The organism is Phycicoccus sp., from assembly GCF_035325325.1.
GTDB lineage: Bacteria > Actinomycetota > Actinomycetes > Actinomycetales > Dermatophilaceae > Phycicoccus.
In genome coordinates, this window is the sequence record NZ_DAOLAC010000008.1 from 102,533 (window position 1) to 114,620 (window position 12,088).

The following is a 12,088-nucleotide window of genomic DNA, read 5'->3' on the forward strand; positions in this document are numbered from 1 at the left end:
GCCCGACCCGTGCGCACCCACCCGCTCGGCCCCTCGTCACCCGGGTCGCTCGAGGCCGCGGTCGGGGGGCCGCGGGGTGCCCGGGCCCGGGTGCCCTCCGGCCCGGCGCGACTGGCCCCCGTCGTCCTCCTCCTCGCCCTCCCGCTGACCGTCGCGGCCCTGCGCCAGGCGTCGTGCGCCGCGACCGGGTGGGAGGGCCGGGCGCCGGTGTGGCGGATGTGCGGGTCGCCGCTGCTCGCCTCGGTCGTCGAGGACCGGGCCGGGCGCGGGGTCGGTGCCTGGCTGACCGGCGGCACCACCCTCGAGGTGCCGCTCGTCCGGGGCCTCGTCACCGGCCTCCTCGGCTCGCTCGCCCCCGGGACCGGGCTGTCGCAGCAGCGTTGGGTCCTCGTCCTGTGGATGCTCCTCGCGGCGGCCCTGCTCGCCCTCGTCGTCGTCGCCGTCGGCTCGGTGCGCGGCCACCCGCTGGCCGACCCGGTGGCGGTGGCCCTCTCCCCGGTCCTCGCCGTCGGGGTCCTGCTCTCGGTCGACCTCGTCCCGCTGACCCTCGCCGTCGCGGCGGTGTGGGCCTGGAGCCGCGGCCGGGTCACGCTCGCCGGTGTGCTGGGGGCGTTCGCTCTGCTCGGGGGTCCGCTCGCCCTGCCGGTGCTCCTCGCCGCCGTCCTCGTGCCCCCACCCGGGGTCCCGGGAGCCGTGCGCCGGCTCGTGGCGGCGCTCGGGGTCACCCTCCTCCTCGTCGTGGGACCCGTCGCCGCGGTCGACCTCGGGCTGCTCGTCCGGCCGGTCCGCGCCTGGTGGGACGCCGGTGCGGGGTCCGGCTCACCGTGGTCGGTCCCCGGCCTCGCCGGCCACCCGCTCCCGGGATGGTCGGTCGCCGTGCTCGCCCTCGCCGGTCTCGCCGTGGCGGCCGCCCTCGCCGTCGTCGTGTCGCGCCGCCGGCCCCGACCACCGCTGGCCGACGTCGCGCTCGTCGGCCTCGTCGTCGCCCTCGTGACCGCACCGGCCCTGCCCCCGGGGTCGGCCCTCTGGCTCGTCCCCTTCGTCGCGCTCGCCGGCGTTCCGTGGCGCGACCACCTGCTGTGGGCCGGCGCCGAGGTGGTCCACCTCGTCGCGTTCTTCGCCTGGACGGCGGCTGCCACCGACCCCGGCCACGGCCTGCCCGCCGGCTGGTACGCCCTGGCCCTCGGCCTGCGCCTCGTCGCCGTCGGCCGGCTCGGCTGGGTCGTGTGGTCGCGGGCGACGTGGGGGGTGCTCGTGCGGCGACCCCCCGCGGATTGGGACGAACCCGCCGCGCCCGGTACGCTGGGGCGGTTGCCCGCCGGGCGCCCTGTGGACGACCCGCGGGGGGCTGTGGGCGACACCGCATACCCTCCTGTCACGGAGAGACCGTGACCGCCTAGACCGAAGGAGGCGGGTTAGCGCATGCGTCAGTACGAACTCATGGTCATCCTCGACCCGGAGCTCGACGACCGGACCGTCCAGCCCTCGCTGGAGAAGTTCCTCAAGGTCGTGACCACCGACGGCGGGACCGTCGACACCATCGACGTCTGGGGCCGCCGTCGCCTCGCGTACGAGATCAAGAAGAAGGCCGAGGGCATCTACGCCGTCGTCAACTTCACCTCCGAGCCGGCCACGGCCAAGGAGCTCGACCGCCAGCTCGGCCTCAACGAGTCGGTCATGCGGACCAAGCTCCTGCGCCCCGGCGCCTGAGTCTCCGTCCCCAGCCCAACGCACCGACCCCCGAAGGGACGCACGTCATGGCAGGCGACACCACCATCACCATCATCGGCAACCTCACCGCCGACCCCGAGCTCCGCTTCACCCCCTCGGGTGCCGCGGTCGCCAACTTCACCGTCGCGTCGACCCCCCGCCAGTTCGACCGCCAGTCGAACGAGTGGAAGGACGGCGAGACCCTCTTCATGCGCTGCTCGATCTGGCGTGACGCGGCCGAGAACGTCGCCGAGTCGCTCCACCGGGGCACGCGCGTCATCGTCTCCGGCCGGCTGAAGTCGCGCTCGTACGAGACCAAGGAGGGCGAGAAGCGCACCGTCGTCGAGCTCGAGGTCGACGAGGTCGGCCCGTCGCTGCGGTACGCCTCCGCGAAGGTCACCAAGGCCGAGCGCGGCGGTGGCGGCGGCGGCTTCGGTGGCGGCGGTGGCGGCTTCCAGCAGAACGACCCGTGGGCCACCGGCGGCGCCGCCCCCCAGCAGGGTGGCGGCGGCCAGCAGGGCGGCAGCTGGGGCGGTGGCCAGCCGGCCCCGCAGCAGCCGCAGCAGGGTGGCCAGCAGGGCGGTGGCTGGGGCCAGGCGCCGAGCTACGACGAGCCCCCCTTCTGACCGACGGCCGGGCACCCGCCCGCTGACGGTCCACACCACACCGACAGACACCATCCCCGGGAGACCGGGGCTCATCCGCCGGCCGAGGCCGGCAGAAGGAGAGCACCACGATGGCCAAGCCCGCCATTCGCAAGCCGAAGAAGAAGGCCAACCCGCTCAAGGCGGCGAAGGTCGAGAACATCGACTACAAGGACGTCGCGCTGCTGCGCAAGTTCATCTCCGACCGCGGCAAGATCCGCGCCCGTCGGGTGACCGGCGTCTCCGTCCAGGAGCAGCGCCTCATCGCCAACGCGGTGAAGAACGCGCGCGAGATGGCGCTCCTGCCGTACTCGTCCTCGTCCCGCTGAGCCTAGGAGCCGACAGATGAAGGTCATCCTCACCCACGAGGTCACCGGCCTCGGTACCGCCGGTGACGTCGTCGACGTCAAGGACGGCTACGCCCGCAACTTCCTCTTCAAGCGCGGCCTCGCGACCGCGTGGACCAAGGGCGGCCAGAAGCAGGTCGACGCCATCGCCAAGGGTCGCGAGACCCGCGAGGTGAAGTCCCTCGAGGAGGCGAGGTCGCTCAAGGGCAACCTCGAGGCGAACGCCGTCACCGTCACCGCCCACGCCGGCACCGGCGGCCGCCTCTTCGGCGCGGTCTCCACCGCCGACATCGCCGCTGCGGTCAAGGCCGCCGGCGGCCCCGAGCTCGACCGTCGCCGCATCGAGGTTCCGACCCCGATCAAGACGACCGGCTCGCACACGGCGCTGGTCCGCCTCCACCCGGAGGTCCAGGCGACCGTCGAGCTCGACGTCGTCGCCGGCTGACGCCGACACCTCGCCACCGAGGGCCCCGGACCGTTCGCGGTCCGGGGCCCTCGTGCGTCCGGCGGCTGCGCGCGCGGGGCGCCGGAGGGGGCGCGGAAGGGCGCCTCGGGGACCCTCGACGTGCGCCGGCACCATGCGCTCGGGATTGGCCAAGAGAACGCTGAGACCGATAACCTCGACCGCTGACCGAGTTCCCAGACCGCCGCCCCCGGAGGAGCAAGACCGTGTCCGCACCCCCCCCCCCCCCCCCCGCCGCCGACCCGGCGATGCCGCCCGAGCCGCCACGCAGCGAGAAGCGGGTCACCGCTCCGCGCGTCTTCTGGCCGGCCCTCGGCATCATCGCGAGCTTCGTCGTCCTCGCCCTGGCCCTGCCCGACCAGATGGGCGAGCTGTTCACGACGCTCAACGACACCGTCGTCGGCGACCTCGGCTGGTACTACATCCTCATCGTCAGCGGCTTCGTCCTGTTCTCGATCTGGATCGCCCTCTCCCCGATGGGCCGGGTCGTCCTCGGCAAGGACGACGAGAAGCCCGAGTTCTCCCTCACCGCCTGGTTCGCGATGCTCTTCGCGGCCGGCATGGGCATCGGCCTCGTCTTCTGGGGCGTCGCCGAGCCGCTGAGCCACTTCACCAACCCGCCGCCCGGGACGGGTGAGACCTCCGCCGAGCGGGCCCGGGCCGCCACCGACGCCACGTACCTCCACTGGGGCCTGCACGCCTGGGGCATCTACGTCGTCGTCGGACTCGCGATGGCCTACGCGATCCACCGCAAGGGCCGCCCGGTCTCCATCCGCTGGGCGCTCGAACCCCTCCTGGGCCACCGCGTCAAGGGGGCCCTCGGCGACGCCATCGACGTCATCGCCGTCGTCGGCACGCTCTTCGGCGTCGCCACCTCGCTCGGCTTCGGCGTCAAGCAGGTCGGCGCCGGCCTGGCCTACCTCGGCGTCGTCGGCGAGGCGACCACCGGCCTGCTCGTCGTCCTCGTCATCGCCATCACCGCGATGGCCACGACCTCGGTCGTCACCGGCCTCGACAAGGGCATCAAGTACCTGTCGAACCTCAACATGGGGCTGGCCGGCGGGCTGATGCTGCTCGTCCTCGTGCTCGGCCCGACCGTCTTCCTCCTCGGCGACTTCGTCTCGTCGGTCGGCAGCTACGTGACGAACTTCTTCACGCTCTCCTTCCGCACGCTCTCCTTCCAGGGCGACGAGGGGACGTCGTGGCTCTCCGGCTGGACGACGTTCTACTGGGGCTGGTGGATGAGCTGGGCGCCGTTCGTCGGTGTCTTCATCGCCCGCATCTCCAAGGGCCGCACGGTGCGCGAGTTCGTCACCGGGGTGCTCCTCGTGCCGACGATCGTCACCTTCGCCTGGTTCGCCGTGTTCGGCGGCTCGGGCATCCACCGCGAGATCTTCGGCCGAGGCGGCCTCGTCGGCACCGACGGCGTCAACACCGACAGCGCGCTCTTCCAGCTGCTCGGCGGGCTCCCGTGGTCCTCACTGCTCAGCATCCTCGCGATCGTCCTCGTCGTGGTCTTCTTCGTCACGAGCTCGGACTCCGGCTCGTTCGTCGTGGACATGCTGGCCAGCGGTGGCGACCCCGAGCCGCCGACCTGGAGCCGCGTGCTGTGGGCCTCGCTCGAGGGCCTCGTCGCCATCGCCCTGCTGCTCACGGGGGGCGGCGGACTCACCGCGCTGCAGACGGCGGCCATCCTGCTCGCCCTGCCGTTCAGCCTCGTGATGATCGGGATGGTCGGGGCGATCACCAAGGCCCTCCTGCAGGAGCACGGACGGATGGAGCGGGCCGAGCGCCGGCTGCTCGCCGACGAGATCGCCGGGCACATCGCCCGCACCCCGGACCTGCGCGAGCAGGTGCACGGCCGGGGCGCCCGCGAGGCCGTGCCGGCGGCGACCGCGGACCCGGCGGAGACCCGGTCGGTGCCGGTCGTCGAGTAGACCCGCGCGCTCCCGCGTGGCCCCGCCGACGATGTCGGTGGGGCCACGTACGTTGTGGCGCATGGCTGGGACGGCGGCGCGACGCGCGAAGGGGGCGGCGGCGTTCCGCTGTGCCGAGTGCGGCTGGCAGACCGCCAAGTGGGTCGGCCGCTGCGGCGAGTGCCAGGCGTGGGGCACGGTGGCCGAGGTCGGCGCCGTCACCGCCCGCACCACGGCCGCGGGCAGCGTCGAGCGCCCCGCGGTCCCCATCGCGGAGGTCGACGTCACGCACGCCGTGGCCCGCCCCACCGGCGTGGCCGAGTTCGACCGCGTCCTCGGCGGCGGGCTGGTGCCCGGCGCGGTCGTCCTCGTCGCCGGGGAACCGGGCATCGGCAAGTCCACGCTCCTCCTCGACGTCGCGGGGCGCGCGGCCCGCTCGGGTGAGCACGGCGAGCGACGGGTCCTCTACGTCAGCGGCGAGGAGTCGGCCGCGCAGGTGCGGGCCCGGGCCGAGCGCATCGAGGCGATGGCCCGAAGCCTCTACCTCGCGAGCGAGACCGACCTCGCCACCGTCCTCGGGCAGGTCGAGCAGGTGCAGCCCGAGCTGCTCGTCGTCGACTCCGTGCAGACCGTCGCGAGTGCCGAGGTTGAGGGCTCGGCCGGCAACGTCACCCAGGTCCGCGAGGTCGCCGCCTCGCTCATCCAAGTGGCCAAGGCACGCGGCATCGCCGTGCTGCTCGTCGGCCACGTCACCAAGGACGGCTCGATCGCCGGGCCGCGGGTCCTTGAGCACCTCGTCGACGTCGTCGTCCAGTTCGAGGGCGACCGGCACTCCCGGCTGCGCCTGGTCCGCGCCGTGAAGAACCGCTACGGCCCCACCGACGAGGTCGGCTGCTTCGACCTCTCCGACGTCGGCATCGTCGGCCTCGCCGACCCCAGCGGCCTCTTCCTCTCCGGGCGAACCGCGGCGGTCGCCGGCACCTGCGTCACGGTCACCCTCGAGGGCCGGCGCCCGCTCGTCACCGAGGTCCAGGCCCTCGTCACGCAGTCCAGCCTCGCCACCCCTCGGCGCGCGACGAGCGGCCTCGACGCGGCGCGGGTCAACATGGTCCTCGCCGTCCTCGACAAGCGGGCGAGGGCGCCGATCGGCTCCAGCGACGCCTACCTGTCCACGGTCGGTGGCGTCCGGCTCGCCGAGCCGGCCGCCGACCTCGCCATCACCCTCGCCCTCGCCGGCGCGATCACCGACCGCCCGCTGCCGTCCGGCACCGTCGCCTTCGGCGAGGTCGGGCTCGCCGGTGAGGTGCGGCCGGTCACGGGCGCGCACCGCCGGCTCGCCGAGGCCGCCCGGCTCGGCTTCACCCGGGCCGTGGTCCCCACCGGGGTCCTCGGCGCCGGGCCCGTGCCGGGTGGGCTCACCGTCCTCGAGGTGGGCACCGTCGCCGAGGCGGTCGGCCGGGCGCTCCACGACGTCCCCCTGCACTGAGCGAGGCCCTCGCGGCGCCGGCTGCGAGGTCCCGCAGATCGAGACCGCGTCGTGACCGACCGGCCGATAGGATCCATCGGGGCCCCGCACCGCGGGGCCGCGTCATGAGCCCGCCCCGGGCCCGCCCAGCGCAGAGGAGGACGACGGATGGCCGTGCAGCCCACCGACGACGACCTCCTGCGCGCCACGCTCGCGGCGGTCGCTCCCGGCACCGAGCTGCGCGACGGCCTCGAGCGCATCCTCCGCGGCCGTACCGGGGCCCTCATCGTCCTCGGTCACGACCGCATCGTCGAGCAGATCGCGACCGGCGGTTTCCCGCTCGACATCGAGTTCTCCGCCACCCGCCTGCGCGAGCTCGCCAAGATGGACGGCGCCGTCGTCGTCGACCGCGACGTCACCCGCATCCTCCACGCCGCCACCCAGCTGCTGCCCGACGCCGGTATCGAGACGAGCGAGTCCGGCACCCGGCACCGCACCGCCGAACGCGTGGCGAAGCAGACCGGCTTCCCGGTGGTCTCGGTCAGCCAGTCGATGCGCATCATCCAGCTCTACGTCGCCGGGCGGCGCGTCGTCCTCGAGGACTCCAGCGCCATCCTGTCCCGCGCCAACCAGGCCCTGCAGACCCTCGAGCGCTACAAGTCGCGCCTCGACGAGGTCACCGGCACGCTGTCGGCGCTCGAGATCGAGGACCTCGTCACCGTCCGCGACGTCGCCAACGTCCTCCAGCGGCTCGAGATGGTCCGCCGGATCAAGGACGAGATCGCCGAGTACGTCGTCCAGCTCGGCACCGACGGCCGGCTGCTCAGCCTCCAGCTCGAGGAGCTGACCGGCGGCCTGTCCGACGACCTCGGGCTCGTCATCCGCGACTACCTCCACGAGGCCAAGGCCGGGTTCGTCCTCGAGGAGGCGGTCGCCAACCTCACCGCCATCGACTCCACCGAGCTGCTCGACCCCTCGGCCGGCGCGAAGGCGATGGGCTTCACCGTCGTCGGCGACGCCCTCGACTCCTCGGTCAGCCCGCTCGGGCACCGGCTGCTCTCGAAGGTCCCGCGCCTGCCGGGGGCCATCGTCGACCGGCTCGTCGTGCACTTCGGGTCGCTCCAGAAGCTGCTCGCCGCGAACATCGACGACCTCATGGACGTCGACGGCGTCGGGGAGGGCCGGGCGCGCCTGGTCCGCGAGGGCCTCTCGCGCCTCGCCGAGACGAGCATCCTCGAGCGCTACGTCTGACGTGCCGGCGGCCGCCCCCGACCGCACGGTCCTCCACCGGCGCGTCCTCGACTGGTACGCCCGGCACGCGCGCCCCCTGCCGTGGCGCGACCCGGCGACCACCCCGTGGGGCGTCCACGTCTCCGAGGTGATGGCCCAGCAGACGCCGGTCGCCCGGGTCGAGCCGGTGTGGCGGGAGTGGATGGAGCGCTGGCCCACGCCCGCGGCCCTGGCCGCCGCGAGCCCCGGTGACGTCGTGCGGGCGTGGGGCCGGCTCGGCTACCCGCGGCGGGCGCTCCGGTTGCGCGAGGCGGCGGTCGCCGCCGCCGAGCGGTTCGGCGGGGAGCTGCCGGCCGATGAGGAGCAGCTGCGGACCCTGCCGGGCGTCGTGGCGTACACCGTGGCCGCGGTCACGGCGTTCGCCTTCGGCCGCCGGTCGGTCGTCGTCGACACCAACGTCCGGCGGGTCCTCGCCCGTGCGGTCGAGGGACGGGCCCTCGCCTCCCCCTCGCTCACCGCGGCCGAGCAGCGGCTGGCCGCCTCCCTCGTGCCCGACGACGCCCCGACCGCGGCGGTCTGGAACGTCGCGGTGATGGAGCTCGGCGCGCTCGTCTGCCGGGCCCGCGGGCCGGAGTGCGGCCGGTGCCCGCTCGAGGACGTCTGCGCCTGGGTGGCGGCCGGCAGCCCGCCGGACGACGGACCCCCGCGGCGCGGGCAGGCGTGGGACGGCACCGACCGCCAGGTCCGCGGGGCCCTGGTCCAGGTGCTCCGCGAGGTGAGCCACCCGGTGCCGCGGGCGGAGCTCGAGGACGTCGTGCTGCACCGGCTCGGCCGCGACGGCGCGGCCGCCCTCGCCCAGGTCGACCGCTGCCTCGCCTCGCTCGTCGAGGACGGCCTCGTCGAGCCGACCGCCGGCGGGGAGGCGCTGCGCCTCCCCGCCTGAGCGGTCACCCGGTCAGGGCAGGTAGTAGTTCGGGTTGGGCACCTTGAACGTGCGGTCCGCGTACCCGCCCTTGAGGTCGCTGTACTGGTCGCCGAAGTTCGCGACGATGTCGTAGCCGAGCGACTCGATGTGGGCGCGGGTCGCCGACTTGTAGTGGATGGTCGTGCACTTGCCGCCCGGGTCGGCCGCGCAGGCCTTCTGGAGGTAGTCCGGGTACGCCGAGACGTCCGGCTTGGTGAAGAGGCCGTCCTCGCCGTTCGGGAGGGTGGTCGGCGCGGGGTAACCGGCGTCGACGCCGACCCCGTCACTCGTGAGGTTGCCGAGGGTCGCGGCCTCCTGCGAGCTCGGGCGCCCGGTGAGGAAGAAGATCGCGTAGCCCTCCTTCGCGGCGCGGTCGACCATCGCGACCATCCCCGGGGTGGCCGGGAACTTCTGGCCGTTGACGTACTCGGCGTTCGTCGTCGGGTTGTAGGCCCAGTTGCTCGCGATCTCGTAGTTCCACGTCGTCAGCGTCGTGTCGTCGACGTCGAGGACGATCGCCTTCCGCCCGGTGGAGCCGTGGCCGTGGCCGTGCTCGCGGTCGCGGTCGCGGGAGCGGTCGGAGTCCTCGCGGTGGCGCCCGTCGAGCCAGCGCTGGCCGGCCTTCGCGACCGACGCCGCCTCCTTGGCGTAGTTGCCGTCGGGCGCGAAGGTCCCGGTGCCCAGCGGGTCGCCGTAGTAGTTGCGGATCTGCTGCCGGAGGACGTCGATGTTCGTCACCTGGTCGGCCGAGCGCGGCGTGAAGGTCTTGATGGCGGGTTCGGCGGTGGCGGCGTAGGCGACGCCGCCCCCGACGAGTGCGGAGCAGACGACGGCGGTCGCGAGGGTGGTGCGGCGGGAGAGCGGGCGGAGCTTCATCGATGGGGTCCTCTCGTGGTGTGCGGACGAGCGGGACCGTAGACCCGGGGGCGGCCCGGGTGGGGCCCGCGGGCCCCACCGGATGCCCCGCGCGAGGGCGGACCCCTCAGCCCCTTCTCAGGTGGCGTCCGCCCAGCCCGTGACACGTGCTCGCGGTGCGCGGGGCGGTGTCGCCACACTGGGGCCGTGACCGAGACCGTCGTCGCACCGGCCGAGCCGTCCCCCGGGGTGCCCGCGCCCACCCACCGCACGGCCGCCGAGCTCGAGGTCTTCCTCCCCGGCCTGCTCGCCGCGAGCCCCCGTGACGTCGGGACGCTCGACCTCGTCGTGCGCCGACCGGTCCCGGGCGCGCGCGAGGTCCTCGCCGAGGGCGAGCTCGACCTCGCGGCCGGCCTGGTCGGCGACTCGTGGATCGAGCGGGGCAGCTCGCGGACCGCCGACGGCGGGCCGCACCCCGACATGCAGCTCAACGTCATGAACGCCCGGCTCGTCGCGTTCCTCGCCGGTGACCCGGAGCGCCGGGCGCTCGCCGGCGACCAGCTCTACCTCGACCTCGACCTCTCGCACGAGAACCTCCCGGCCGGGACCCGCCTCGTCCTGGGCGACCCGGCGACGCGCGGCGCCGTCATCGAGGTCACCGAGATCCCGCACACCGGGTGCGCGAAGTTCGTCGAGCGCTTCGGGGCCGAGGCGATGCGGTTCGTCAACGGCCGGGACGGCCGGCCCCTGCGGCTGCGCGGCCTCAACGCCCGGGTGGTCACCGCCGGTCGGGTGCGTCCCGGCGACCCCGTCACGGTGGTCCGCCCGGGCTGAGCCGCGGGAGGAGGGCCGGCCCCCTCCGCGCGCCCGTCCCAGGCGCTGCTCCTACAGTGTCCGGGTGCGTCCCGTCCCACCCCCGGTCCGCCGACGGCTGCCGGCGACCCTGCTCGTCGCCGGGCTCGCCTGCGGCGTGCTGGCCGGCTGCTCGTCCGGGCCGGACGGCCGTGGCACGGCGGGCGTGCCGGGGACCGGCACCGACCTGGCCGCCGTCCCGACCGGCGCGGACGCCCCCGAGGGCCACGCACCCGAGGACGTCACCCTGGCCCGCGAGCTGGTCGCCCACCAGGCCCAGGCGGTCGTCCTCGTCGACACCGTCGAGGAGTTCGACGACCCGGACGTGCAGGCCTTCGCCACCACCGTCCGCCGCGACCGGGTCGCCGAGCTGGGGTCGCTGGCCCGCTGGCTCCGGGACCGCGGAGAGCGCGTGCCCGCCGAGGCCACGCGTCCCGACCGGGTCGAGCTCACCGGCGACGCGGTCCCGGGCCTGGTGTCCGACACCCAGATCGACCACCTCGAGCTGGCCAGCGGGTCCGACGCCGACCGCCTCTTCCTCGGCCTGCTCATGAGCCTGCACCAGGCGACCCTCGAGCTGGTGCGAGGCCACGAACCCGGCCGGGACGCCGCCCTCGACGCGATCGCCGCCGACGTCACGCGCTCGCGCACCGAGCAGCTCGCGCGCATCCAGCAGCTCTTCGTCCGGCTGACCTCCTGATCCGGCGCCGGTGCCGGTGCCGCGCCGCGGTGCGGGCAGGATGGGGCCATGCCCGAGGGACACACGCTCTTCGCGCTCGCCCGTGACCTGCACGAGGCGTTCGCCGGCACGCGCCCGGTCGTCACCAGCCCGCAGGGGCGCTTCGAGGCCGGCGCCGGGGAGGTCTCGGGCCGCGAGCTGCTGCACGCCACGTCGCGGGGCAAGCACCTCTTCCTCGAGTTCGACGGCGAGCGGTGGGTGCACGTGCACCTCGGGCTGATCGGCACCTTCACCGTCGACGCCCGCGAGTGGACCGCCGAGGCGGCCGCGGTCGGGGCGGTCCGGATGCGGATGGCCACCGACGAGCACGTCGCCGAGCTCCGCGGCCCGAACCTCTGCGCCGTCGTGACGCCCGAGGAGGTGACGGCCGTCCTCGACCGGCTCGGCCCCGACCCGCTCCGCCCGGACGCCGACCCCGACCGCGCGTGGGCCCGAATCAGCCGCTCGCGCCGGCCGGTCGGCGAGCTGCTCATGGACCAGGCGGTCCTCGCCGGGGTCGGCAACGTCTACCGCTCGGAGGTGCTCTTCCGCCACCGGCTCTCGCCCTTCACCGAGGGTCGGGCGGTGCGCCGGGCCTCGTGGCACCTCGTCTGGGACGACCTCGTCCGCCTCCTGCCGCTCGGGGTGGCGACCGGGCGCATCGTCACCGTCGAGGAGCAGGTCCTCGAGGTCGAGGCGGCGCTCGGGCGTGGTGAGCGGCCCCGGCTCACCGAGCGCACCTCGGCGGTCTACAAGCACGCCGGCGAACCGTGCCCCCGGTGCGGGTCGCGCATCCGCACGCAGGTCGTCGCCGGCCGCAACCTCTTCTGGTGCGGCCGCTGCCAGCGCCGGCGCTGAGCCGCCGGGACCTCAGACGGTATGGCGTGACGCCCTCGCGGTGAGGGGTTGCGGGCCGGGGCCTCG

At 74.7% G+C, this 12,088-nt stretch carries 13 protein-coding genes; 12 read left to right on the top strand and 1 reads right to left on the bottom strand.

Translation table 11 applies throughout. The features are described from left to right. Window positions 1–9: 9 nt before the first annotated feature. The 9 genes from PKA89_RS07630 (at window position 10) to PKA89_RS07670 (ending at window position 8,718) form a co-directional block, all read left to right on the top strand. Entirely contained in the window at window positions 10–1,392 is a 1,383-nt protein-coding gene (locus PKA89_RS07630) for a hypothetical protein (RefSeq protein WP_324418198.1), read from the top strand. A gap of 30 nt (window positions 1,393–1,422) precedes the next feature. Next, a complete protein-coding gene (gene rpsF / locus PKA89_RS07635; RefSeq protein ID WP_324418199.1) occupies window positions 1,423–1,710 on the top strand; it encodes a 30S ribosomal protein S6 in 288 nt (95 codons plus the stop codon). A gap of 47 nt (window positions 1,711–1,757) precedes the next feature. After that, on the top strand, window positions 1,758–2,336 hold the full coding sequence (locus tag PKA89_RS07640; protein ID WP_324418201.1) for a single-stranded DNA-binding protein: 579 nt from the start codon (window positions 1,758–1,760) through the stop codon (window positions 2,334–2,336). A gap of 110 nt (window positions 2,337–2,446) precedes the next feature. After that, entirely contained in the window at window positions 2,447–2,683 is a 237-nt protein-coding gene (rpsR, locus tag PKA89_RS07645; RefSeq protein ID WP_030526145.1) for a 30S ribosomal protein S18, read from the top strand. Window positions 2,684–2,699: 16 nt separating this feature from the next. Further along, window positions 2,700–3,146 carry a 50S ribosomal protein L9 gene (gene rplI / locus PKA89_RS07650; protein WP_324418208.1) on the top strand — a complete coding sequence of 149 codons (447 nt, stop codon included), beginning with the start codon at window positions 2,700–2,702 and terminating at the stop codon, window positions 3,144–3,146. A 224-nt stretch (window positions 3,147–3,370) separates the two neighbouring features. Continuing rightward, window positions 3,371–5,101, top strand: coding sequence for a BCCT family transporter (locus PKA89_RS07655; protein ID WP_324418210.1), 1,731 nt, complete (start codon window positions 3,371–3,373; stop codon window positions 5,099–5,101). Window positions 5,102–5,162: 61 nt separating this feature from the next. Beyond that, a complete protein-coding gene (gene radA, locus PKA89_RS07660) occupies window positions 5,163–6,566 on the top strand; it encodes a DNA repair protein RadA (protein ID WP_324418212.1) in 1,404 nt (467 codons plus the stop codon). A gap of 147 nt (window positions 6,567–6,713) precedes the next feature. Then, window positions 6,714–7,796, top strand: coding sequence for a DNA integrity scanning diadenylate cyclase DisA (disA, locus tag PKA89_RS07665; protein WP_324418214.1), 1,083 nt, complete (start codon window positions 6,714–6,716; stop codon window positions 7,794–7,796). Window position 7,797: 1 nt separating this feature from the next. After that, window positions 7,798–8,718: an A/G-specific adenine glycosylase gene (locus PKA89_RS07670; RefSeq protein WP_324418216.1), complete on the top strand. Its 921-nt coding sequence runs from the start codon at window positions 7,798–7,800 to the stop codon at window positions 8,716–8,718. A 12-nt stretch (window positions 8,719–8,730) separates the two neighbouring features. Here PKA89_RS07670 and PKA89_RS07675 read toward each other — a convergent pair whose 3' ends face one another. Next, window positions 8,731–9,615, bottom strand: coding sequence for an HAD family acid phosphatase (locus PKA89_RS07675; RefSeq protein WP_324418218.1), 885 nt, complete (start codon window positions 9,613–9,615; stop codon window positions 8,731–8,733). 186 nt (window positions 9,616–9,801) lie between these two features. Between PKA89_RS07675 and PKA89_RS07680 the strand changes: the two genes are divergently transcribed. The 3 genes from PKA89_RS07680 (at window position 9,802) to PKA89_RS07690 (ending at window position 12,022) form a co-directional block, all read left to right on the top strand. Continuing rightward, window positions 9,802–10,428: a hypothetical protein gene (locus tag PKA89_RS07680; RefSeq protein ID WP_324418219.1), complete on the top strand. Its 627-nt coding sequence runs from the start codon at window positions 9,802–9,804 to the stop codon at window positions 10,426–10,428. Between the two features lie 64 nt (window positions 10,429–10,492). Further along, entirely contained in the window at window positions 10,493–11,146 is a 654-nt protein-coding gene (locus PKA89_RS07685; protein WP_324418221.1) for a DUF305 domain-containing protein, read from the top strand. A gap of 48 nt (window positions 11,147–11,194) precedes the next feature. Then, complete coding sequence (locus PKA89_RS07690) at window positions 11,195–12,022, top strand: DNA-formamidopyrimidine glycosylase family protein (protein ID WP_324418223.1); 828 nt, start codon at window positions 11,195–11,197, stop codon at window positions 12,020–12,022. Window positions 12,023–12,088 lie beyond the last annotated feature (66 nt).